We start from the raw sequence: 23,754 nt of genomic DNA on the forward strand, positions 1-23,754 counted from the left end.
TCACTTTGCAGGAAGGAAATGCGCATGTCCTCCTCTTCGCCCATGAATACCCCAGAGATTATTCAAGCGATTACGCCTCTTGTTGATGCCTTCGATCGCTTCAACATCCCCTATTTTATCGGAGGATCAGTGGCGAGCTCCGTTCACGGAAGAAGACGAGCAACGCAAGATGTCGATATTATTGCGGCCATTCAGCGGCATCATGTCCAAACGCTTGTGAACGTGCTTGAAAATGACTATTACATTGACGGTTCTATGATCCGAGGGGCCATTGTGAAGCAGTCTTCATTCAACGTGCTCCACAATGATACGGGCATCAAAGTTGACGTGTTCGTGCTGAAGTCAAGCGAGTTTGCACGCCACGAACTCGGGCGTGCGCGGGAGGAGGTCATTGAACCAGGAAACCGCCCCTTCTACGTGGCCTCGCCAGAAGATGTCATTCTCACAAAACTCAACTGATGGAAAATGGGAGGAGGAATATCCACACGACAATGGAATGATATCGTTGAAGTGATCAAACGAGGAAATACGCTAGATACCGTGTACCTGAGGCAATTCGCACCGCATCTAGGCGTCGCTGATATTCTAGAACAAGCGCTCGCTGATGCAGGAAAATAACCCCTAAGAGAGACGGTGCCAGAGATCTGATGAGGCAATGCAATGTATTGCTAGTCAGGTCAAACAACAATCGGAGATCAGCAAAGAAACAATACCTTCCTGATAAGCCCAGCGTCCAATCATCCGCATCTGCTCTATCAGGGAGCCAAAACGTTCGCTAAGTAACTGAAGTTGCTGCAATTCATCACTGGAGGCCACAATGCCCTCACCCGTTCCCAATGCCATAGCATAATCCTGGGGATCAAAGTGCCAAAATCGGCAGTGCTGCGGATAGGCATCTTGCAGATAGGACGCAATCTGCAAACCTTTGAGATCAAAGTCACCGCTATAATAAAAATGACGGTCAGAAGCATCTTGCGCCAGAAGAGTTAATAATTTCATCACAGCCATTCCAGGCCAGCCAGATGTGCAAATAACGGTGGGAGCCCTGGACTCTGGAGAGTCAGCCAGATTGGCAACAACCTCCTCAAAAACCTGCGGATTCTCGATCAAATAGATAGTGGGCGCGGTTGGTGTAATGCGTCGCCAGCGCAGAAGCTGCGCCAGCGGCAGCAGAAGGATGCGAGCACCAGCCGCCTCTAGTAATGGATCAGATTTGTCATCCAGATCCACAGCATGCGCCAGATTAAAAACGGCCACTGATGATGAGATGGTATCGACAAGTAAATGAGCATTGTGATAGAGCTGAAGTTCCATGGCCCTCCCCTGGAAAGCGGCATCCAGTGGTGGATCAGTGAGATCATTCAGAGCCATGAGGAAGAGGCGACCCGCAGGCCGCCCCACATCCAGACAATGTGGATCGCCGGTAAGACGCTGGGCAAAGATTGCCAGCCGTTGTGGAGATGTCGCTTCAGGCAAGCGATTCAAGGCAAGGAGTACCGTTTGTATACTGGCCAATTGGCGTTGCTGCTCTTCTGCTGGCGCGTTCTTATGCTGGCTAAACAGCCATGCCAGACCATGGTTACCCTGCAGCAACCAGCGATATCCCTGTTGCCACTCAGCCTGCGAAGCCAGCAAAGCCTGAAGTTGTTGCCGGAATTGCTCTTGCCGATGCGACCGTTTCAGGCGCTGCTGCGGGCGAGTAATGAGTGGTTGTTCAGGAAACATCGCCTGTAACACGTCCACCAGGGAACACTGAAAACGACTTTGACGTAATGCAGCTTCTACATCACGCAGTTTAATCCGCATGGTATCCGTAGCGTACAAAGGCTTCCCCAAAAAACTGGCGATCTCGCGCCGTTCTTCTGGCAAGCTCGCTGTAAGCACCACCTGTCCCTCGATCGCGCCACGCTCAACATACTTTTGCCGTAACATTTGTAAGAGTCGTTGAAAAGCTGGTCGCTGAAAAAAGGTCACCATCTGTCGGACAGATTGTGCGTCATCAACATATGGTTCAAATGAATCTGCATGATGGTCACTCTGGTCAATGTCCGCCACCTATTTTCCTCCAGGATGCAACATCGACGTCACCGTCTGCTGATCAGACCAGAAAGATGCTGAGGCAGTAGCCACAGGGGACCCCTTCTCATGAATCATGAGATAGCGCCCACTGGCAGCCATTTTACTGCCAGAACCACTCACCTGTGGTCCAGTCATAATCCATTGAAAGTCCTGCGAAATCAAAAATTCCATAATACGCTGCGTGTTCGCCGCGCTCACCTTATCAAAAGCTTCGTCAAGCGCTAACAGGCGTGGCGCGCCATGCGCGGCGTTCCGATAGAGCGCACCCAGCGCCGCAAAGAGCGGGACATATAACGCGAAAAGTTGCTCCGCACCACTGCGTGTGCCCGCGATACGGTCGGTGAGCCGCTGACGCTGACCTCCAACCTGCGTCACCCAGACATCAAAATGGAACCACTCACGATAATCAAAAACCTGTTCCAGCGCCTCAATAAAATTCATATCGGGACTGTCTTGCTGGCGCAGACGCACAGCCTCGATCTCACGGCGAAACGCGCTCATCAGGGTTTCTGTCTCTTCTGAGGTCAATGCCTGTGCGGGCTTGCGCAACAGGCGATAGTGCTGCGCGAGATGACTACCCAGTTTCGTCATATCATATTCAGCCGGGGGCTTCCATTGCAGAGAATAATGTTCACCAATCATCGGTAAACGACTCAGCACATGATTAATTTCCTGCACCCATTCTTCCGCTTCAAGAATCTGTGTCCGAATAGCCTCAGCAATCTCCTGCAGCAAAAAGTCCTCAAACAGCTGACGCTCTTCCGCACCAAGCAAGGTCCGATGTATTTCGATACGCTCACCGAGCAGTTCTAAGAGCTCAACCGGTCGGCTCCGATTCTCATTTAAAAAGCTGATCTGCCCCTGGTCATCCAGATCGGGCCCATACTCAAGCAGGAACGGTTGCTCATGGTTGAACGCACGGACAAGTGCGTTATACGCTTCTCGATACACATGCTCCAGCAACTCACGGCGTGCAACCATATCGCTCTCACGCGTCATTTCCCCCAGCAACAATTGGCCAGCGCGCAGATAATTCTCTTGCTGAGCCGCGAGATAGGCCTCTTGCAACTGCTCAACCGGGTAGGCTGCCAGCAACGTCGCAAAGTCATGCTGCCGCCGCATTCGCTCCTGTTGCACGACGCCAAGCTGTTCCTCTGTTTCTGTCAGTAACGTCCTCAAGTTCTGGATACGCTCGTCAAGGCGTGCATGCGTCAGTCTCTGCGTCTCCAACTCTTTGGTCAGTACTCCATTACGCTCGCGAAGGTGATACAAACGAGTCGTCAGTTCTTCAACATTCGAGGATTCCGCAACATGCTGAAGCTCCGTGAACTCAGCGCGTATCTGTACCGCTTGCATCTGGATGCGATCATACAGCCCGGCTACATTCTGCTCATTTTCATGAGCACGCATGGCAGCGGCCCGGATCCGGCCACACTCTTCCCAGATCTGCTGCAGTTGAACAAACTGACTTTGCAAGGTCCGAGCTTGATTTTGGAGTTGGACCATGGCCAGCAATGTCTGTTGAATCTGCTCTCCTCCACGCCCCAACCCATCATGACCTTCAACAAGCCGCTCTAACTGAGCACGCTGCATATTGTACTGCTGCCTCAGCTCCTGGGTTTGTTGACGGGCCTTCTGATATTTATCGCGATTTTTCTCCAGCACGGTCCGACTTTGCGATAATGACACAAAGCTATCTGCCAGGCCGCTTTGTGGGAGCACCAACCGTACGTTCATCTGCTGCTCCCGCACATCAGCCAGGAGATGCTCTTGATGGTCCAGTTGGCTGGTCAATGCAGCTAATTCTTGCTCCAGCCGATTTTTCTGCTCTGACAATAGCCGCAATGCTTCGTCTCGGGCACGCAAGCGCGTCGCCTTCCCAATGTAGTGTGCCTGGCCAGATCCAGCATGCCCTGTCAATAGCCCGTGATTCCAAAGCCCCTGCTCCTGCATCTGATAGGGAAAAGCCGCATCATTACCAGAGCGGGCGAGCGCCACAAGCACATCCCTTGCGGTCTCCTGCCATGTCGCGAAATCTGCGAGCGTATCCTGACGTTCACGCAATGCTTCATCAAAGCGCAGGTGGCGCAAGAGAGAAGGAGAAGTGCTGGCGGCTCCTTCTGGGGCCAACGCCCCCAATTGCAAACGACAGTCACTGAGATCGGACTGAGCAAGGATAAGATCTGCTTGCTCACATTGCCTAGCAGGCACAACCAGAGCATCCAACAAACCGGAATCTGTCAGCATCTGCTCAATACGTCCAGTTTGCCCTGCCTCAAGATCGGGCGCGAAGTCCAGCAATTCATAGAGCGGAAGAGAAACAATACCCTGCGCGGACAGTTGGGCACGAGCTGCAATCCGTCGCTCAGTGCGAGCAGGAACATACTCTGGCTCAGCCAGCTTTTGTTCATAGAGGGTGGATATCTCTTTGATCTCCTGACCCTTGCCGCCGACGCTTATCTGCAGATCGTGCAATGCATCCTGAGCCATCTTTGCTTGCTGCACAAAGCTCTGCTCCAACTGCTCAATCAACTGCCGGTACGACTGCAGGGCAGTCGCCACCTGATCCACAATCATCGAAGGCGACAACTCATCGCTGGAATCATCTGACGTGGACTGAGCATCACCCAACAGCGAGGACAATCCGGTTCGCGTCGCCAGCGGATCTAACGTCTGGGCCAGCATATATAACGCGTCATCTATCCGATCCTGGGCGGATTGGAATTGTTGCCGCGCTTCATCAAGCTCTTGAAAACGCGCTGCCTCCAGATTACGCATATACTGTATCTGGGCATCCAGCTTTTCACACTGCTGATGCAAGGACTCAATTTGCTTGAGCTGATTGACGCGTTCCTGAGCAGGTTCACCCAATAACGTAAAGAACGCCAGAGGAGTCTCAGGCAATGCCCCTACATCCACGGTGAGAGCGTCTACCTGGCTCAAAGCCTCTTCAAGCTGGAAGGCCGCCATCTCCCAGAACGCCTCGGTGCGCGCGATCGTGACTAATCCCCGCAACTGCGTCACACTAGCAGTCTGTACCGCTCCGAATCTCTGAGATTGACGCTGCAGGCTCTCAGTGCTGGTCTCCACGGTCTGGAGAGCAGAACGCAAGCTCTGTTCCTGTAACCGTAGCTGGGCCTCGACCTCCTGTAAACGCTCACGGACAGCGCCAAGCTGGGTCGCGATCTGTAATCCTTCGTTGACCTGTAGAGCCGATATCTGTCCATCCACCTGGTATGCTTCGGTCTGAAGCGCCTCGATGCTGGCTTCAATGGTGGCCTGATCACGTTCGGCAACCGTTAAATCTCGGCGCTGTCGAGTCGATCGAGCCTCAACGGTATTTTCAGCCAGATAGGCGCTCAGGTAGTCGCACGCCGCCAATTGTGATTGCGCCAATGCCAATTGCTGGCGGGCCAGGTGCAGCCGTTGAGCTGCATTATATGCTTCCTGAATTTGCTCAATCTCGTGCTGGATACCATCGATCCGCTCAATCGTCCCAATCACGTGTCCTGTGGTTTCCGCGGGAATCTTGCGCAACGACATTTTGAGATACTCATGGACCCGAGAAAAGTTGAGCTCAGTACTTAGATTAGGACGTCTCAGGATCAGCAAGAGGTTAATCAGGGCTCCAAAATCCTTCACTTCCTGATAGCCAAACAGGTAACGCGCCACCTGCCGTTCATAGTCAGCCTGCGAATCGCACACGATCCCATGACCTTCCAGTATTTGTTTAAAACGCTGATGATCATACGCGCGTTTTTCATGCCTGGAACCAGTCTCATAGAGGGTATCCAGTTCATAGCCCAGGCGAGAGCCATCTGTAATCAGGAAACGTAACGGACGTATTCGCTCGGTCGTGTTGGCATTGCCAGCGATACTTACACCGATCGTCAGGAAACGGGTCTTCTCACGTTCACCATTTTCCCAACGCTGGCTGATCTCAGGAGCAATGGGGGGATGATCAGGATCACACCACTCAAATTCCAGCGCAATATACGCGGTACGGCGCTCATGACTAAATGGGGTCGCGGAATCAGCACCACCCAGCACATAATACTCGATACGGCGTTCGCGTCCACCAAATGTATCCAGGCGATTGGGACGCAGATCACCATCCAGCGCCAGTGGTAAAGCGGCCGTCAAAACAGTAGATTTACCACTGGCATTCTCACCAGCCAGAAAGAGTCGGCCATGTGGAATCTCGAATTCCTGCTGTCCGTAGAGCCAGAAATTCGTAAGTATGATACGCCGCAAACGATAGCCTGTTGGACCTCCGTCCAAGGCTTGCAACATCTCTACAAAGTTTGTGATCTGACTATTGCATGTCCTTGCATGCGCGCCATCAGGAAGGTATTCAGCCATAGAATCAAAAGTGCGTTGCATACATCCTCATCTCTCTCCAGCACTATTGTCGTTTGCGATTATTTTTCCCGCGATTACGTATCAGAGTCGTCGCCTTTGCCGTTTCCGCAGAAGGCGTGTCATAAGTCGCGCGATACCGAGCCGCCGTTGGAAGCACAAGCACATGGCCAGAATCACCCGGACCACGAATGACCCCCATCTGCCGCATCTTACGATAGACATCATTTAACAGGCTCTGGGAACTACGGCTTCGTGCCTCATTTCCCCAGTTATCACCATAGCGTTCACGCACACTATAGAAAAGAGCAGCCATATCTTCAATGGTCACCAGAAGACATCCATTGGCATCGGGGCCACTCCAAAGTCCATGATGAACCTGCTCACGTATGGCAGTACAAAGCAGCAAGGCCATATGATCATTCGCTCCATATGGTGTGAGCACGCTGACCGGGCCACTACTACTTCCGCTCGCGCGCACAATACAGGCATAGTCATGCCGTACATCTAGCAGCCAGCCAAATGTCGCTAACAATTCGTTCGCCAGTTGGTCAGCATGTTGCTGCACAGCCATAAATGCGGCGGGATCATCAAATTTAAAGAGCGCAGGCCCCAACAGTAACGCACGCCATGCCCGTGTGAGATCGGGCACACCGCTAATCATCAACATGCGAGACGGCTCCAATATTGCTTCGGCATCAGCAAGCACATCAGCAAGTTGTAGGACCTGGTCAATACGCAAAGAGGCGATCAGCGAACGACTGACCTCGGTAAACTCGTAGAGAGCATCAGCATCGACCGCCTGTGCCACCCATTCACGGGTCTGCCCATCAACGAGCTGTAATCCCCCAGGCCTTCCAGGTAATTCAAAGCACGTTGAATACTATAGCGATCGCCAGGGCGACGAAAATCGAAGGCGTCCTCGCCTCCTCCATCTTGCTCTTGAGCGGATTGCTCCTGAATTTGTTCCGCGAGTTGGGATAACAAAAACTGCTGGTCATTCCCACGTCCACTCAATTGGCGATTCTCCGCATACCACAGAATCCACGTCAGACAAGCAAAATCACGCGGCTCGCGCAAACGATCATAAAGATAGCCAGGTGTTGTGGCACTCAGACGGCGCTCCAGGCGAATCACCTTACTACTCCGTTGGATGCGCCACCTGGTATGTTGATCATGCCAGTTCTGCAGTCGATAATAATGATGCTGCACCAGGCGAAAGAGATCACCCTGGTTCGCCTGTATCAACTCTCGCTCCAGGAGAACAACATGAGCTTTGATCAGATCGGCTGGCAGGGTTTGATCAGATACCCCCTTCAGCATTCCAGGCACAAACTGCTCATCTATCAACGTCTTCCCCCTCCATCTCCTGACTATCGCGCGCGGAAACAGCCGCCAGAGCAGGCATCATCTGTCGTTCCAAACAATATCGTGGCAACAAAAGCACGCCATCAGAGGCTTTGAGCAATGTATACTCAGCCTCTTCTGGATTAAGAAGCACCACAATGGAATCATCAAGCGCACGACACTGGTGGGATGGTTGACTCAGGCAGCTATCGATAATATCCAGTAAAATCGTACGTTCCTGCGCAGTCACTTTCTTCAACGTCCCAATATCCAGACGCTCCTGCGCAAACAGATGGTTCAAACGTCGCAACTGCTCCTGTAAACGCGCCTCATGCTGCTCAATAAGACTCTGTGTCAGCAGGCGATTATCAATAATCGGATCTTCTCGGGCATGCTCGCCACGATTCGCGCGACTCACAGGACGCAAATATAATGTACTAACAGGTTCCTCCTGCCAGGCTGTCGCTTGATCAGGCATGTAGAGATCACTGGGAGTCCCTGCCAAACCCTCGGAAAGATGGATCGGTAAGGGATGAGCAAAGGCGACCGAGAAAAGTTGTTGCGCAGTCTCACCATCGCGAGCTTGTAATAATATATGGGCCAGCAGATGCAATTGTTGTGCATAGTTCGCATTGGGGCGGGATGCTGAGGCGAGCGAAGCCGCGCGACGCACAACTTTATCTACTTCCGCCAGCGCATTACGCCTGAAGGCATCCGCGTTCTTTCCAGGTGCGAACCAGGCGGCCAGCGCATCAACCTGTTTCTGCGCGTCCAGCCGTAATTCATCTTCCGTCCGCACCTGTTCCAGCATCGGGGTAGGCGGACTCAGATACTGTGCCAGCAAGGACACAAATGCCTCCAATGTACTGCGTTCACTCCACTGCGCAATCTGCTCACGGATACGAGGCCCATAAAGGGTCAACGCCTGGGCGAAACCGTGCACATACGCGACAACCGCAGACTTATAGTGCTGATATGCCTCCAAGTCAGGTTTACTGGACTGTGAAGCGCTGATCATATTCGCGAGATACTGCGCCGCCTCGCGAGCCATGGTATTCCATATTTCAAATGCACGTTGCCACTCATCAGCAAGTTCCTGACACTGAGATGTACTGAATGCGGCCAGATCCTGTTGTAATATCTCATCAATACGCAGGAGCATATCCCACAAGCGCGAGAGATCACCCTGACGCAGGGCACCACTACTGGCGGTAGCCCGGGTCTGTTCTGCCAGAAACGTCTCAATCGCCATTGCCTCTGGCGTTGCCTGATACAACAGAGCTGGTGAGAGAAAACTGGCGATCGACGTCGCCCGACTCGAATCATAGATCGTCGTCAGACATCCCCATTCTTTCAATGCCGCCAGATCATTCTGACACTGCTCCAATGAGTATTCAGGATCCAACTGCTCACGAAGAGCATCTCGCACTTCGTGGGCGGTTAACTGATAGCGATACAGTTCACGGTGATAATGCCAGAACGTGCGCATAATCACACGATACCACCGTACACGATTCGAAGATACAAGATAGCTAAAAATCGTCAGGCGATCAGTTAAATTAAAGACAGTGTTCGCCTCGATAGGTTGTTCACGATGCTCCATACTATCCAATCCCATGGCGTATGCTTACAAACGGATATCATGCGTAATCATGCAACATACAAACGATAGCTTGAAATACTACAAACTACTTCCATTCCAATATGCTCTAGATAGAGAGAAGATGCTGGTATGCTTCAAAAAGACAATCATAGCACAAGTCTGCAAGGAGCTTGTAGACTTGTGGCAGCCTTTCAACTCCATTTACTTTCCAGGCCTTCCCCGACTTGCGGAAGCTCTCATCTCCTCTTCCATCGAATTCTTAGTTTACCAGTTTTGTCCAATCTTTCAAACTGTAGCCCCCAATTCACGCAAGAGGCATAAAATGTAATCTCATCCACGGCTGCTCTTCCTGGTCTCAGCCACCGTCATCATTTGCACAGATCACAAGCGCCATTCCAGCCGCGTGTTGATCAGGTTGGTTCAGCCTTTTTCTCCAGGCGATCGCGAACCAACTGATCATACCACCGCAGATACTGCCTGACTGGGGCCATTCCCTCATACCCCAGCAGTAATTGCAAACCATGGGGATTTCCTCCTGTCTGCAAGTAGCGAAAGGCAAAACTGTGACGCAAGATCTGAGGAGTGATTGATGTGTCACTGGCTCCTGCTCGCTTGCGCAGCCAAGCGAATACAAGGGTGAGACTATTTTTGGTCAACGAACAACCATTTTCGGAATGAAAAAGCGGATCATCACGGTTTCCTCGCCCTTTCTCATGCAACTGATCCAGATAGGAGAGGAGAGACCCCAGACATACCGATCCCAGAGCCATCCTGCGCTCTTTCCCTCCTTTTCCCCGGACGCGAAGGATGCCCATCTTTCGGTCCACATCCCCCACACGCAACGCACAGAGTTCAGAAACCGTAATCCCGGTTTCAAAGAGGATCCAGAGCACGGCTTGATTGCGTGTAGCAATCCTCCGCTCCCTGGGTCCCTAGTGGCTAGAGCAAAACCTCGCTCCATCAACTGCACAAATGCTTCTGGCTGCACAAAAGGCGGAAGTGGCACACTCGCTCGTGGAAACACCTCCTCGCTCATGGGAGAACAACGGAGATCGCCTCGATGCACGAGCCAGGCGCAAAAAGCACGCACCGAGCGTGCATACGTTTCGATAGTACTCACCGTGCGCGGCGAGCCGCGGGTTGTGGGCGCCTGACACAAAAATGCAATCCAATCATGGACGTTTGCTGGTGTGATCTGACTGACATAGAGGAGATGACATTCGGCAAGGAGATACTGTTGAAACTGGCGCAGTGCCGTCTGATGCCATTCCAGCGTTTTTGGACAATGGCCTGCCTTGTGGTGGGTCTGGAGATACGCGTGGATGGCGTGTTCGATGGTCAGGCGCTGAGCATTCGTCTTTGCGCTCCTCTTGGAATTCGGGCGAGGAAGAGGCACCTGGGTGTGTAGGGCCTGACTCGCCTGACCCAGTTCATCTCCAGAGGGAGCCACAGCAGAAACAACCGAACACGCGATAGAGGGAGCCACCCCTTCTAATCCTGTCGTTACCTGGCAGACGCCACCAGTCGAAAACGGACTTCCCTGGATTGCCGCATCCCTGCTGTTTGCCTCACGCATTGCAAGCAGATAGGTCCGGATTTTGCGCACGCCACGTTGGAGGGTGTGAAGATGCACCGGCTGATAGCGCCCAGGAAAGAGAGACTGAAGCTCATATTAGCGCCGACGCAAATGTGAGCCGGTGTCGAGCTCAAATGCGTGCTTTTTTGAACAAAGAAAGAAATGATTATTTTTTTCGTTTCAATGGCTTCTCATTTATCTGAGCAGGCTTCTCACCTGGTGTCAAGGTAAAGCGCAGCGGCCTTTATACCAGGTGAGAAGCCTGCTACACTCCCTGGGTCATTGAGTCAAAACGCGCCAGGATCGGCTCACATTTGCGTCGGCGCTGACACTCACAAAAGATGTCTCCACTACTGCGGGATGGATTCGCCTGGATCCAGGCAAGGATCTGCTCCCACTGCTCAGCAAATGGATCGTTGCTCGTGTGCCGCCAGTCGTCTCTGGGCATGGCATTCCGTGGTTTCTGGCCCTCATCATCAAGTGATGGTCCTTCTTGCTGTTCTCGCCCATCAGAGACTGAAAGTTGTGCAGGCTCGCCATAAAGCGTAAACCTCTACAGAGTAGGTGCCGACATCGGTGAGCCAGCAGGGCATCGGTCCATCTCACACTGAAAGACGGCCTGCTGCAACTGTGTCACCTGGTCGAAGAGGCGCAGAGGGTCAAGCCCCTTGGCCATCGCTCTCAGTTCTTGCTGTCGCGAATCAGGAAGAAGGCCAGAGAGCAGCAGCCGTTGCAGGGGTGTCCTGGCAGCATCATACACACGGCGCAGCGTTCTTCCCTCTCTGTGTTTCGCGACCAGCTTCATTGACGGTTGAAAGCAGTTCACGTACACATGCAGGGCACGGTATAGCTCAGCCAGTTGCTGACACGCATGAATACCGCTTAAAGCACCGTATCCAACCACCTGGCGGACGATAGCTCCATTCTTCTGCTCAACAAAGCACTGATCCCGTTTCTCGTAGGGGTGCCCTCGCGTGAAGGTGATCTGCTCCCGCTCGCAATAAGAGGCCACCGCTTCGTTGATAAACTCGCCACCATTGTCTGTATCAATCCCGAGAATGGGAAAAGGGAAGAACAAACACCCGCGCTGCAAAGCAGTCACCACCTCTTCTTGCCCACGGTTCAGCAGAGGCAGACACTCAGTCCATCCCGTCGCGACATCGGTCAGCGTCAGCGTATACAGGCACCCTCCCTGCAGACGCCCCCACAATGCGCGACCAGATCCGCTTCTAAGAAGCCCGGCAGCGTCTCATCCCACTGCGCAAACGTGCGAATGGGGATCTGTTGTTTGAGGAGTGGGCCAGACTGTGTCGTGGACACACCGCGTGGGCGTGACTGACGATAGGCGCCTAAGATACGATCAGCCGTCGCGGCGCTGATGGAGAGCAGTTGGTGACGGTGTTCCTCGCTGAGCTGTACATGTCCATACTGCTCAAGCGATTCGATGATACTGGGCAGAAACGGGATCAGCCGCTTTGTACAAATCTGGTTCAGTGTCTTCCAGGCCAACACTAATGCCTGGTGCACTTCTGGCCCATAGCGGTGGCGAGAAGCAGCCGTGGTCTGCAACACCTCCTCAGCATGATTGAGCAGCCAGCGAGCATATTTGCGCGCATACCCGGTGGTGCAGACAAACCCATCCAGGATGGTGCATTTTTGTGAAGCAAAAGCCTGCTGATACCGAGGCGCAACCTGCTGGAGGAAAGCCCGTCTGACGTGCATCGGCGCCTTTTCTGCCACCCCATCCCCCTTTATCTTTCCATTCCAGTATATCTCTACGACAAGTGCGGCTTCGCTTGCCTCATCAAAATCTTCCTATTGCCCTTGAGTATACTGGCTGGTTTTCAGTCTGGCCAGGGCTGTCGATGCCCTTGCGGCCTGGCCACAATCCAGAATAACAAAAGAGCGATAGAAAAACTGGGGAGGAAGATTTTGGTGAGGCAATGCACAGAGAGATGGCAGGCTGTCGTTGAACAGGTTTGCTCCAAAAACACAATCGTCCCCTTGCTGACCTGATGGCGAACGCTTCTTACGAAGCGGCCTCTCATCGGCCTGCAAGGGGACGATAGACATGAAAAAAGCGGGAGACGAGACTCGAACTCGCGACAACCTGCTTGGAAGGCAGGGACTCTACCAACTGAGTTACTCCCGCGAAGTCGGGGTGCGCAGACTCGAACTGCGGACCTCCTGGTCCCAAACCAGGCGCGCTACCAACTGCGCCACACCCCGTCGACACTGTGTACTATAACACCCCTCTAGAGCTTTGTCAAGCACTTTTTTTTGAAATTTCGAAATAGTGGAAAAATTGGTTTTTCTCGCTCACTCGATTACTCATCTTTGTCTTTGCGCCGATAGCGCATTTTGAGGAGCAGAAGGTTCCACTGCGTCTTTATAGTGTCCCAGGGACCACGTCGTAAAGGTGTTATGGTGGTATTGCCATAACGCACAGAACGTGGACGACGCGACTGCACAGTAAAATTCGATAAAGCAACCACGACCACGCCAACAAACCCTGCCAGGGCTAAAATCAAAGTGATAACATTTTGTCCGGCCAGATATGCATATGCTCCAGCCAGCATTGCGCAGATAATGGTTCCTATTAACAGGCGTTCAGAAGTAGAAAGATTCCAGGAAATGGGCCGTGGTTGCGGTGCCCGCAGGTTAGGACCTGGCCCTGGCCGGCGCCGAAATCTTTCTCCAAATTTCTGGGATTTCCCTGTTTTGGGGTCAGTCTGCTCCAGGTTACGTAGGATTTCTTCGATCTCACGTTCATATCTATTTGGCATAGCCGCTCTGCTTCCTTGAACTCGTCAGGACGCTCTTGCTTGTAATGATACCAACTTTTCAGCGTAGAGACAAGTACTTTATGCTATCATTTTTAGCAGTGAGAAGATGAACTCAACGACTGTATGATTCTACTTCTAAAATACTCTGCACTTTCTCCGCTAATGCAAGCGGATGAAAAGGCTTGGTCATGTGTTGAACCACTCCCAGGTCGGTACTGATACGCTGGTAAATATCCTCATCATGCGCAGTAATCATCATTACTGGAATAGCGTGCGTGTTGGGATTGGTTCGTAGACTCCTACAGATATGATAACCATCCTCTCCTGGCATCATGACATCTAAAATTATCAAATCGGGTAGTTGAGCAGCCAACAAAGCTTGAAGCCGCTGCCCATTGGCGACTGCCTCTACCTGATAACCATGGCGAGCCAGCACAAATGTGATGATCTCACGGATCTCTTTATCGTCATCTACCACAATTACTCTCTTCGACATATACTCCACCTGACTTCCTCACCTTTTTGCCGTCGCTCTTATTATTATGATACAGATTTCCCGAGAGAAGTACAACTCGTACTCACCAATACGTTACTGAAGTACATTTTTTTCATGCAATAACAGATGAAGAGTTGACTGACGGCACGGCCTCTGTTATCATATGCACCAGGATCTGACATCAATCTATTTAGTAGTAGCAAAAGAGGTGGAAAGACATGGTCACCCCTCCTCCTTCATGGTCAAGTGTCTTGCAGGGGATCATCAAATCATCCGGCGAACGCCAGCGTTTATCATCAGCGCTAGGTGTGACAAGTATGACGCTGTCACGCTGGGCCAGTGGTGAATCCAAACCTCAAAAGCAACATTTAATCCATTTACTCCAAGTTGTGAATACAAGCCAGCGGCCCGAGTTGCTTGAAGCACTCGAACAACAATATCCCGATATTCAATCCTGGCTGACCGAAGATAGTTCTGAACATATTCCCTCAGAATTTTTTGCTCAGGTATTAAATATACGCACTACCACTACAGAAAGTTTACGCTTCTGGCGCATTAGCGAGCTAGTCCTGAAGCAAGCTCTGGCGCAGTTGGATCCCAATCGGCTAGGTATGGCAGTCAAACTTGTGCAGTGTATGCCTCCAGGACCGGATGGAAAGATCCGCAGTCTCCGTGAGCGCGCTGGCAAAGGGACTCCGCCATGGACCGCAGACCTGGAACACGATGTGCTCTTCCTGGGCCTGGAGTCGCTTTCAGGCTATTCAGTAGAAGTACGCCACATCGTTAGCGACGATGATTTACGCCAGAGTAAAACATTCCCCGCGGTCCAGGACTCCTTTGAGGTGAGCGCGGCCGCCCATCCCATTCGTTTTGAAGGCCGCATCGCGGGCTGTCTACTGGCATCCAGCACCCAGGCTAGCTATTTTTCACAACAACGCCTGACCCTCCTGGCAACACTTAGTGATCTCATTTCATTGGCGTTTGAGAAGGAAGATTTCTATCCCTCACATATGATTGAGTTACGAGTGATGCCCAAACCAGACATCCAGAAACCGATTCTTGCCAATTTCCGCCAGCGCGTTACAAATAAGTTTCAGCAGGCCATGCAACAGCAACAACATTTTAGCAATGCCGAGATCGAGCTGAATGCCTGGAGAGAATTAGAGACCGAGTTGCTGGCATATCATACCATACACACTGAGATGCATAAGCCTCAATAAAAAATCTAATCAATACTGTGCTTTTTCATCAAGTAACGTAACTGATCTACCTTGGCCAGGCCAAGTAGTTCAGTTGCCTGAGTGCGATTATGTTTTGCTGTTTCCAGCGCCCAGCGTACCAGGTGCTTCTCAAAACGAGCATTGATATCTTCTAATGAGACCGCGCCAACTGGTCGCGCATTCAGCCACTGTTCCCAGGGATCATTCAACGCAATATTCGCAGGGTCAGCCTGGCCAACGATCTCCTGGGGCAGATGCAGTGGCAATAATTCATCACTACTACTCAAAATCATCGCCCTTTCAATCACGTTTTTCAGCTCTCGGATGTTTCCGGGCCAGCGATAGGCTAACAGGAGGCGTTGCGCTTCGGGAGAGATGCGGTGTACATTACGTCCCATCGTTTTGTTAAAATCATCAATAAAACGGGTAGCAAATAGCAGAATGTCACCCGGGCGTTCTCGCAAGGGGGGTAAAGGGATAGTCAGTACGGCAAAGCGAAAGTAGAGATCAGAGCGAAACGAACCATCGGCTCTGGCCTGTTCTAGATCTCGATTGGTCGCCGCTAACACCCGTACATTAAGTTTGACCTCTTTACTACCTCCCAGACGAAAGAAAGAGTGCGTCTCTAAAACGCGCAACAACTTGGCCTGCATGTCGAGTGGCATCTCACCCACTTCATCCAGAAAAAGGGTCCCTCCTTCGGCTAATTCAAGCAGGCCGCGCTTCTGTTTTTTTGCATCTGTAAAGGCGTAGGGCTCATAACCAAAAAGTTCGCTTTCCAATAAATGGCTGGCAATAGCAGCACAATTGAGCGCATGGAAGGGGCCAACGCTACGAGCACTTTGCTCATGAATAGCATGCGCCACAACCTCTTTGCCTGTCCCACTCTCCCCAATAATCAAAACAGAGGCATCGCTGCGCGCTACACGGGCAACCAGATCAAACACCTCCTTCATGCGTTCACTATGCCCAACGACATGGCTAAAATGATAGTTATCGCTACGCTCCTGGCGCAACTGACGCAGTTCTCGTGACATCGCACTGGTCTCTAATGCTCGTTGGGCCACCAATAATAATTCATCCAGATCGAACCCTTTCAGCAAATAGTCAGCAGCTCCCAATTTCATTGCCGCAACCGCGGTCTGCACATCCCCATAAGCGGTCAAAATTACCACAGGTACGTCTACATCAAACTTGCGAATCTGGGACAATACTTCCAGCCCGCTCAGTCTGGGTAAACGCAAATCCAGCAATACCAGATCGATGGTTTGCCTTTGTAGTGCTGCCAGCCCTGCCTCGCCATCGGACTCGGTAAAAACTTCGTAGCCATGGCGTTTAAAAAAACGAGCAAACTGGTGTGGCAGATAGGGTTCATCATCGATAATGAGAATTGCTAAACTCATGAATACACCTCTGCAGTATCTGGAAAAATGGATAATTAAACATTTCCCCCCTGGGAGTGAAAGGCGGGGCATAGGGGTGATCTGAGATCACATCGCCCGTGACATAGGGCATGCGCAGCGCAATCGTGGCTCCGTAGCCGTACTGGCTCTCGATGCGTAGATACCCTCCATGGTCTTCAATGAGCCTGCGTGTAATCGCCAGCCCCAGTCCTATACCATGAGCCTTGGTAGTATAGAAGGGTTGAAAGATATGCTTCAACTGCTCAGGGGCAATCCCTACACCAGTATCCCTGATCAGTATCTCCAGCCATTGATCGACCCTGAATTCTTTCTGGCTCACATGCTTGTCAATCAACCAGGCATAGGCATTACCCGCAATACCAGAAGGCCGCTGGGTAGGCGGACAATCGGAGCCTGCGGTATCGTAAATCGCCTGTTCTGTTGAGATGCTGTGACACGCAAAGGTCAATACTCCTCCATCAGACATAGCCTGAATAGCATTCAACGAGAGATTTAAGATTGCCTGCTCAACCTGCCCGGTATCGATCCAGATCGGGGGAAGTTCGTCAAAGATGCGATGAATCTCAATATTGGCTTCTGTACATTGATTTTGGATCACCGCAAGGACTTGCTCACAGAGATCAACAATATCACAGCGTGTGCGATGCAGCTGACGGGGTCTGGCAAAGAGCAATAAGTCCCTGACGATACAATCCAGCCGTTCAACCTCTTTAAGCACCACTGCTGTCGATTCCTGAATCCAGGCGCGCTGTTCAACGGATGAAGTTTGAACAAGAGGATCGTTTTCCTCCAGCAGTAAATCATTATGGAGCATTTGAATCGAGGTTTTAATAGAAGCTAATGGATTACGTACCTCATGGGCCACACTGGCCGCCATCTCCCCTAGTGAGGCCAGGCGATCCAAACGTCGCCGCTCTTCCTCTAACCGATGCATGGTCGTCACATCGGTAAAAGTTGTTAAGAGTCCCATTTGTGTACCAGTGTCATCCAATAGAGGGCGCATATCCACTTCTAACACCAGCTCGCGCTCATAGCGGTCCACAGTCACGATGGTCTCACTCTGCGCCTCACCCGTATGCATACCTACCAGAAAGGCCTCCTGCTGCCGCTCAGGCATAGCATAGCTGCTACCATCGGTAGTGGCAACGCCATGATTGGCACGCAGGTTAAGAATTCTTTGCAAGGGTTGGCCCAGTACTTCATAAGGATGATAGCCAAGAATGATGGCGGCCGCTCGATTAAAAGTGTGAATACAGCCGGTTTGGTCGGTCGCAATCAGTCCGCTCGGCACACTTTCTAGAATCAATGCATGTAACCGTTGATCTTCTAACACCTGGCGCAACAGGCGACGTGCCTCGTTTCTGGCGGCTACGACCTCTTCTACCAGATAGCGGCTCTCCAATGCGGCACTGGCCTGGCCTGACACAACCTGCAGCAGGGCAATTTCGGATTGGCGCATCTTCCAGGGATGATAATAGCCACCCACGATACAGCCAAAAACATGGGTGGACTGGCCTGGCTCGGTGCCATCTCTGTGATTTTGTTCTCCCATGGAACGCTCCAGAGGCTGGCTCCGCAACAAGGGAAAAGCAAAAAAGGTTTTGACGCGCGCGGGCAGCTCCTCAAAGTAGTCGAGCACATAGGCATGCTTGCCATCTCCGGGTCTCTCAATCACCAGTGGCATGAGTGAGCGCTGCTCGCGGAAACGTTGAAAGAGCAAGTTCCGCAAACGCGGCGTCAACCAGTTTGTTTCAGCAATATTGGTATCGGGTTCTAGTAGTTCACACAGATCTACACGCGCCACCTCACGGGTGCGCTGTAGTACCGCGCTGCGCAGACGCTCAACTTCAAACAGCGAGCCATTCATCTGGCTGCTAATGCTATTCAACAGGGATAGCTCGTGGATACGCTCTCGATCACGCTCCAACAGGCGTGTATTCTCCAGCAGCAGCGCGACCACACTGGCAACGGCCTCAATAGCCTCATCCATATCCATAGGCCATAAAACAGGGTAGCAGGCTTCATCCTCATCTTCATCGGCTCCCCGCAACAAAACCATCACACCAATGGCACGCTGCCGATAGACCAGAGGTACAGCCAGCAAGTTAGGCGACTCCGCAGGACGCAAGATAACTTTCCGCTCGCGCCACGCACAGGCTTCAGGCTCGTCACCCTGCACATTGATAGGGTTTACATGGGCCACCGCCAGTAAGGCCGCTGACCACCCTGGAAGATCATCAAATGAACCAGAGGCAAGCTGTAATGTCTCGCCAACCAGTAGATAGAGGAGTACACACCGGCACTGTAGCAGGGTCGCTAATCGTCTCGGTAAACTATCACGCAAGGTGCGGTAATCGGTGACCGCACTAAAATTGTTGAGTAGTGTATTTATGATAACTGGTATGTGTAATTGGTCGGAACATTGCTCCACATCCATCGTCACATCTGCCCCCTCTTCCTCATCCAATACGTTATCACATCCTTCATCAGTAGAGGAACGCTTAAGTGAGAATTATACCTTACTATACCAGAATAGCGGTATTTTTGCACCTGCACACTGAATTTATGAATATATTGTCATATTCTAGCAACAGATTATCTTTACACATTTCTGATGCAGCAAACACGTTGCCAGTATGTTCATTATGCTTTAGAATACATAGCATGCTGTCACTGACTCAGCTATGAGAATGGATCAGTTTCCAGGAAACGGGTGCGCCTGTCAGGCAACTGCACTCATACGATTGGACGGCATAAGATCCTGATTTTATGGGTAAAGGGGATCGTTATTCAAGCCATGCCACAGATAAGAAAGCTATCACCAACAGTATTTAACCACCGCGTCACGCAGCCAGCTCAAGTGGCCCCGCTCTGGGTTTCTACGGTTGCCACACTCATTTTTGGTGTGCTATATGCTATTTTGCCAGAACATATTACGCCAGGCCCCAGCTGGCTACCGCTGCTGCTTGAGCTTTTGATTATCCTGCCAGGTACGATTGCTTACCTGCTGCAACATCCTTTTTCAGTGCGCACCAATCGCCTCATTGCTTTTTGTCTGCTGGGGATCATCACGATCTTTCTGATCAGTAGTGTGGTGCTCTTGATTACGACCTTGCCAGCCAGGCATCAAGGGAGGGATGCTATCAGTTTGCTGCGTACGGCAGCTCTGTTGTGGAGCTCCAATGTACTGGTCTTTGGACTCTGGTACTGGGAAATCGATGGTAATGGCCCGCATAGACGCGCGGAAATAGGCCATCAAGCGACCGACTTTTTGTTTCCCCAACAAGCTGATGGAAACACCAAAAATTGGGTCCCCCATTTCCTTGATTACCTGTTCTTAGGCTTCACTGGCGCGACGGCACTCAGTCCCGCGGATACCTACCCATTGAGTCATCGCGCCAAGGCATTAATGATGGTCGAAGCCTTGATCGCTATGGTCATTTTGACCGTCTTGATCGGGCGTGCCATCAATATCGTTTAGCCTGAACTGTCCGGCATATTTTTATGCCGGTCGGGGACGGAAGGTTACGATCTGCCCAGCCTGCCGGGCTGTTCCCCCGCGCTGCAACAGACTTTGCGCCGGCGTGGTGTTGGCAACCTGGCGACCCTGTTTGAAGACATATAAACGCACGGGTAGTAGTCGTAGAGCTTCAAAGGCCGTTGGCGCATCCAGTAGGAGAAAATCAGCGGGCTTGCCCTCTTCAATACCATAGCGATCCTGGATACGCAGGGCTCGCGCGGCGTTGGTGGTAATCAGATCGAGTACAGCATCAATCTCATCATAGCCACTCATATGGCAGAGGAAGAGCGCCAGTTGGGCCGCCGCCAGCATATCACCACGCCCCATGGGGAACCATGGATCCATGATAGAATCATGACCAAGGGCAACATTGACGCCGCCGGCCAGGAGCTCTTTGACGCGGGTAATACCACGTCGCTTCGGATAGGTGTCGAAACGACCCTGTAATACGACGTTGTCAAAAGGATTCGCCACTACATTCATCTGCGCACGGGCCAGCAGGCCAATCAGTTTAAAGGCATAGGCGTTATCATATGAGTGCATCGCGGTACAGTGACTGGCCGTGACACGACCCTGCCAGCCCCGCTGGATAGTGTCAGCCGCCATTACTTCAGTGAAACGAGAGAGTGGATCATCTGTTTCATCACAATGGCAATCAATATCGCGATTGAACTCTTTGGCCAGTTCAAAGGCATAGTGCACATCCTCTACACCCATGTCGCGCGTCCATTCATAGTGGGGAATCCCACCCACCACATCACAACCCAACTCCATTGCCTGGCGCATCAAGTCGCGTCCGTTGGGGAAAGAGAGAATGCCATCCTGTGGAAAGGCTACCAACTGCAGATCACAGATATCGCGTACCTCTTCACGTACCTCTAACAGAGCACGTAAAGCCGTTAACTTTGGATCACATACATCCACATGGCTGCGAATATGCAGCGTTCCCTGAGCGACTTCCCATTGTATCTCTTCCAGGGCCCGTCGCTTCACATCCTCATGCGTCAAACTCGGCTTGCGCTCACTCCAGATCTGGATACCTTCCAGCAATGTGCCGGAGCTATTGTAGCGCGGCTGCCCTACCGTCAAAACAGCATCCAGGTGTACATGCGCATCAATAAAAGGCGGTGACAGCAGGCGTCCATCAGCGTCGATCTCCTGACGCGCCGTGTTAGACGAAAGATCAGACCCGATACGCGCGAACACCCCATCCTGTATCGCAATATCGACCAGTTCGCTCCGGCGCTGCAGGCGCGCACGGCGAATCAACACATCGTATGGCATAAACTTCCTTTCCAAATCCAGCAGGTTTGCTGGCTCGGCCAATCTGAAACTGGCAAAAAAGAGGCATCTCTCGAACGAGAGATACCTCTTATAGTATCTGCAAAAAGCATGGATACGCAAATTGCAGGCAGAAATGTCTTCTAGCGACCAGTCTGTCTCAGCTCAATGCGGCGCAGAATTAAGTAAGCCACAGCAGCTATGACAACACCTAACTCAAAACCGACATCCATGCCATCCAGAGCATTCGAGATGGGGCCAGTAAACAGATACTGTGACGCACCCAACCAGACACCAACCAGTCCCAGGAACATGGATACAATAGCAGCCCAGCCAACTGGTAACTTGCTACGGGTATTCCAGTCGTCAAGGTTATAGGTCCCTTTGCGGAACACAAAATGCTCCAGGATCAAGATGATCGCCCAGGGTCCAAGCCAGTAAGCAATCAGCAGCAGGAAATTATTCAGGGTCTCGCTGAAGTTTGCGGCTGAAGGGATGGCAATCAGAACATAGATGACCGCACCAATCAGGGTCCAGACCGCACGATTGACTCGCTGGAAAGAACGTCCCAATACCTGGATCGTCAGGCCGAGGCTATAATCATTTGGAATATTGTTGGCCACCACACTCAGGGCCAGCAAGACCAGGATGAAGGTCCCCAGGCCACCCAGGGGTTTTAAGACCAGGGCCAGCGTTTCACCAGTGCTGGGAGCGCTATAAGCGGCAACGGTGGTTAATCCCAGGCCAAAGATCTCCAGGAGGATACATGGAATGGTGACGCCCAGGAAGGTCAACCAGAATACACGGCTGGCTGAGGTCTCTTCCGGCTGATTGACGTTGTAGTCGGCTGCGTATGAGCTCCAACCGGTCGCGAAACCATAGATGGCGCCACCGAATGAGATCAGACCGGCCAGCGTAGCCAGATTAAAAGCGGGCGCTGGAACAGCCACGAAATGAGGACCAGCCAGCACGATCAATAGCGCAAAAATAATCGCCATGGGGATCCAGGCGTAGCGCTCGTAACGATGCACGTATTTGTATCCGTAGATACTAACAAAAGTAGTTAGGATCGCGATAAGTAAAATACCAACCCAGGGAGGAATCGCGCCATGACTCAAGGCGTTCACTAACTGACCACCCACGATGACATTGACCGCAGACCAACCGATACAGGCAGCAATGTTAAAAAAAGCCATAATGACGGTTCCCCACCAGCCAAAAGAGAAACGGGTAATCGTCATCTGGCGCAGGCCCAGTTTGGGCCCAGGGTAGAGAAAAACGCAACCGGAAGCACGCCTAAGATGTTAAATATAACGATGATCGCTGCACTCTGCCAGAAACCAAGTTTGAATAAAGGGATAGCCAGAGCACCTAATGCCACAGTTGAGAGCACCAGGTTCGCGGATAGCCACATCGTAAAGTTGTCGATGATGCGCACATGCGTTCTAGCCTTGGGAGATACACGCTCAATACCGTGTGTCTCAATACCTTTTTCAACAACCGGGGTTTCAATAGTATCTGTAGCCAAGGATAAAGACTCCTTTGTATGTAGATAAAAAAACAAACGCTACTGAATGCCAAAAAAGCCATACAGAAACTGTACGGCGATGTACAAAAAATATCGGGAACTACACAACAATTATAACAGGCTCAGATTATATATTGTCAACTAACTATTAAAATTCAAATTCTGAACCTGTGAAGAAGTACACATACAAAGACTCTCATCTAATAGATACAGTGCACAATTATAGCCGTAAACCTTTCCTGCTGCCAGAAAAACCCGCCATTATACACAATCAGTAAAAAAAACACACAATTTGACAGAAAAGTCCATGCTGAGATAGATATGGCTGAATACTTTTTCGTCGATTTTCAAACGAAAATGTTTAAGAGCAGGTTAAACTCTAGACGTGGCGAAAGAAAATGGGTACAATGGCTCATATATAGTTATGGACGGAGTATCCATATAACATTAACCAGTAAAGGGCGACCAATGGTGTAGCGCTCCCAGACACACCGTTTGGTCGCCTATCAGCACATCAGGGTATATTCGTACCGTA

General features: G+C 51.5%; 16 protein-coding genes, 2 tRNA genes and 2 pseudogenes. 4 read left to right on the top strand and 16 right to left on the bottom strand.

Features of this window, described 5'->3' with window-relative positions:
• Positions 1-24: 24 nt before the first annotated feature.
• Positions 25-459 (top strand): hypothetical protein, encoded by a 435-nt coding sequence (locus tag EL645_RS04315; RefSeq protein ID WP_136625164.1) that lies wholly within the window; start codon positions 25-27, stop codon positions 457-459.
• A gap of 213 nt (positions 460-672) precedes the next feature.
• Here the strand turns inward: EL645_RS04315 and EL645_RS04320 are convergent, their stop codons facing one another.
• From EL645_RS04320 to EL645_RS45270, 5 genes and pseudogenes are all read right to left on the bottom strand, one after another.
• The gene (locus EL645_RS04320) at positions 673-2,055 is read right to left on the bottom strand and encodes a TIGR02679 family protein (RefSeq protein WP_126548879.1); all 1,383 of its coding nucleotides are present in this window, start codon (positions 2,053-2,055) and stop codon (positions 673-675) included.
• On the bottom strand, positions 2,056-6,462 hold the full coding sequence (locus tag EL645_RS04325; protein WP_126548880.1) for an SbcC/MukB-like Walker B domain-containing protein: 4,407 nt from the start codon (positions 6,460-6,462) through the stop codon (positions 2,056-2,058).
• Positions 6,463-6,484: 22 nt separating this feature from the next.
• Positions 6,485-7,761 (bottom strand): annotated as a pseudogene (locus EL645_RS45265) (TIGR02678 family protein).
• A gap of 16 nt (positions 7,762-7,777) precedes the next feature.
• Positions 7,778-9,403 carry a DUF2397 domain-containing protein gene (locus EL645_RS04340; protein WP_126548883.1) on the bottom strand — a complete coding sequence of 542 codons (1,626 nt, stop codon included), beginning with the start codon at positions 9,401-9,403 and terminating at the stop codon, positions 7,778-7,780.
• 395 nt (positions 9,404-9,798) lie between these two features.
• Positions 9,799-10,281 (bottom strand): tyrosine-type recombinase/integrase, encoded by a 483-nt coding sequence (locus tag EL645_RS45270; protein ID WP_161977103.1) that lies wholly within the window; start codon positions 10,279-10,281, stop codon positions 9,799-9,801.
• Between the two features lie 167 nt (positions 10,282-10,448).
• Between EL645_RS45270 and EL645_RS45275 the strand changes: the two genes are divergently transcribed.
• The gene (locus EL645_RS45275) at positions 10,449-10,796 is read left to right on the top strand and encodes a hypothetical protein (RefSeq protein ID WP_161977104.1); all 348 of its coding nucleotides are present in this window, start codon (positions 10,449-10,451) and stop codon (positions 10,794-10,796) included.
• A 433-nt stretch (positions 10,797-11,229) separates the two neighbouring features.
• On the opposite strand, the gene EL645_RS04350 is transcribed toward EL645_RS45275, so the two are convergent.
• From EL645_RS04350 to EL645_RS04385, 7 genes are all read right to left on the bottom strand, one after another.
• On the bottom strand, positions 11,230-11,412 hold the full coding sequence (locus EL645_RS04350; RefSeq protein ID WP_126548885.1) for a hypothetical protein: 183 nt from the start codon (positions 11,410-11,412) through the stop codon (positions 11,230-11,232).
• A 105-nt stretch (positions 11,413-11,517) separates the two neighbouring features.
• On the bottom strand, positions 11,518-12,174 hold the full coding sequence (locus tag EL645_RS04355) for an integrase catalytic domain-containing protein (protein ID WP_126548886.1): 657 nt from the start codon (positions 12,172-12,174) through the stop codon (positions 11,518-11,520).
• The gene (locus tag EL645_RS04360) at positions 12,135-12,704 is read right to left on the bottom strand and encodes a hypothetical protein (RefSeq protein WP_126548887.1); all 570 of its coding nucleotides are present in this window, start codon (positions 12,702-12,704) and stop codon (positions 12,135-12,137) included. The genes EL645_RS04355 and EL645_RS04360 overlap by 40 nt, the downstream gene beginning before the upstream one ends.
• Before the next feature lie 339 nt (positions 12,705-13,043).
• Positions 13,044-13,116 (bottom strand) — tRNA-Gly (locus tag EL645_RS04370).
• Between the two features lie 4 nt (positions 13,117-13,120).
• A tRNA-Pro gene (locus tag EL645_RS04375) sits at positions 13,121-13,193 on the bottom strand.
• 98 nt (positions 13,194-13,291) lie between these two features.
• Entirely contained in the window at positions 13,292-13,750 is a 459-nt protein-coding gene (locus tag EL645_RS04380; RefSeq protein ID WP_126548889.1) for a hypothetical protein, read from the bottom strand.
• 112 nt (positions 13,751-13,862) lie between these two features.
• Positions 13,863-14,246, bottom strand: a complete 384-nt coding sequence (locus EL645_RS04385) for a response regulator transcription factor (protein WP_126548890.1) — start codon at positions 14,244-14,246, stop codon at positions 13,863-13,865.
• Between the two features lie 218 nt (positions 14,247-14,464).
• On the opposite strand from EL645_RS04385, the gene EL645_RS04390 reads away from it, so the two are divergent.
• Positions 14,465-15,466 carry a GAF domain-containing protein gene (locus EL645_RS04390; RefSeq protein ID WP_126548891.1) on the top strand — a complete coding sequence of 334 codons (1,002 nt, stop codon included), beginning with the start codon at positions 14,465-14,467 and terminating at the stop codon, positions 15,464-15,466.
• A 5-nt stretch (positions 15,467-15,471) separates the two neighbouring features.
• Here the strand turns inward: EL645_RS04390 and EL645_RS04395 are convergent, their stop codons facing one another.
• On the bottom strand, positions 15,472-16,869 hold the full coding sequence (locus tag EL645_RS04395) for a sigma-54-dependent transcriptional regulator (RefSeq protein WP_126548892.1): 1,398 nt from the start codon (positions 16,867-16,869) through the stop codon (positions 15,472-15,474).
• Positions 16,841-19,357 (bottom strand): GAF domain-containing sensor histidine kinase, encoded by a 2,517-nt coding sequence (locus EL645_RS04400; RefSeq protein WP_126548893.1) that lies wholly within the window; start codon positions 19,355-19,357, stop codon positions 16,841-16,843. The genes EL645_RS04395 and EL645_RS04400 overlap by 29 nt, the downstream gene beginning before the upstream one ends.
• A gap of 330 nt (positions 19,358-19,687) precedes the next feature.
• On the opposite strand from EL645_RS04400, the gene EL645_RS04405 reads away from it, so the two are divergent.
• Positions 19,688-20,371 (top strand): hypothetical protein, encoded by a 684-nt coding sequence (locus tag EL645_RS04405; protein WP_126548894.1) that lies wholly within the window; start codon positions 19,688-19,690, stop codon positions 20,369-20,371.
• Positions 20,372-20,392: 21 nt separating this feature from the next.
• On the opposite strand, the gene codA is transcribed toward EL645_RS04405, so the two are convergent.
• Both codA and EL645_RS04415 read right to left on the bottom strand, forming a co-directional pair.
• Positions 20,393-21,694, bottom strand: coding sequence for a cytosine deaminase (gene codA / locus EL645_RS04410; RefSeq protein WP_174845292.1), 1,302 nt, complete (start codon positions 21,692-21,694; stop codon positions 20,393-20,395).
• 140 nt (positions 21,695-21,834) lie between these two features.
• Positions 21,835-23,105, bottom strand: a pseudogene (locus EL645_RS04415) (cytosine permease).
• Positions 23,106-23,754: the final 649 nt, after the last annotated feature.

The organism is Dictyobacter kobayashii (genome assembly GCF_003967555.1).
Classification (GTDB): Bacteria; Chloroflexota; Ktedonobacteria; order Ktedonobacterales; family Ktedonobacteraceae; genus Dictyobacter; species Dictyobacter kobayashii.

Bases quoted from the DNA above. Each gene is read 5' to 3' on its own strand.
- EL645_RS04390 (WP_126548891.1), top strand. From the start codon at position 14,465: ATGGTCACCCCTCCTCCTTCATGGTCAAGTGTCTTGCAGGGGATCATC.
- EL645_RS04395 (WP_126548892.1), bottom strand. From the start codon at position 16,869: ATGAGTTTAGCAATTCTCATTATCGATGATGAACCCTATCTGCCACAC.
- EL645_RS04340 (WP_126548883.1), bottom strand. From the start codon at position 9,403: ATGGGATTGGATAGTATGGAGCATCGTGAACAACCTATCGAGGCGAAC.
- EL645_RS04315 (WP_136625164.1), top strand. From the start codon at position 25: ATGTCCTCCTCTTCGCCCATGAATACCCCAGAGATTATTCAAGCGATT.
- codA (WP_174845292.1), bottom strand. From the start codon at position 21,694: ATGCCATACGATGTGTTGATTCGCCGTGCGCGCCTGCAGCGCCGGAGC.
- EL645_RS04350 (WP_126548885.1), bottom strand. From the start codon at position 11,412: ATGCCCAGAGACGACTGGCGGCACACGAGCAACGATCCATTTGCTGAG.
- EL645_RS04325 (WP_126548880.1), bottom strand. From the start codon at position 6,462: ATGCAACGCACTTTTGATTCTATGGCTGAATACCTTCCTGATGGCGCG.
- EL645_RS45275 (WP_161977104.1), top strand. From the start codon at position 10,449: ATGCACGAGCCAGGCGCAAAAAGCACGCACCGAGCGTGCATACGTTTC.
- EL645_RS04385 (WP_126548890.1), bottom strand. From the start codon at position 14,246: ATGTCGAAGAGAGTAATTGTGGTAGATGACGATAAAGAGATCCGTGAG.
- EL645_RS04405 (WP_126548894.1), top strand. From the start codon at position 19,688: ATGCCACAGATAAGAAAGCTATCACCAACAGTATTTAACCACCGCGTC.
- EL645_RS04380 (WP_126548889.1), bottom strand. From the start codon at position 13,750: ATGCCAAATAGATATGAACGTGAGATCGAAGAAATCCTACGTAACCTG.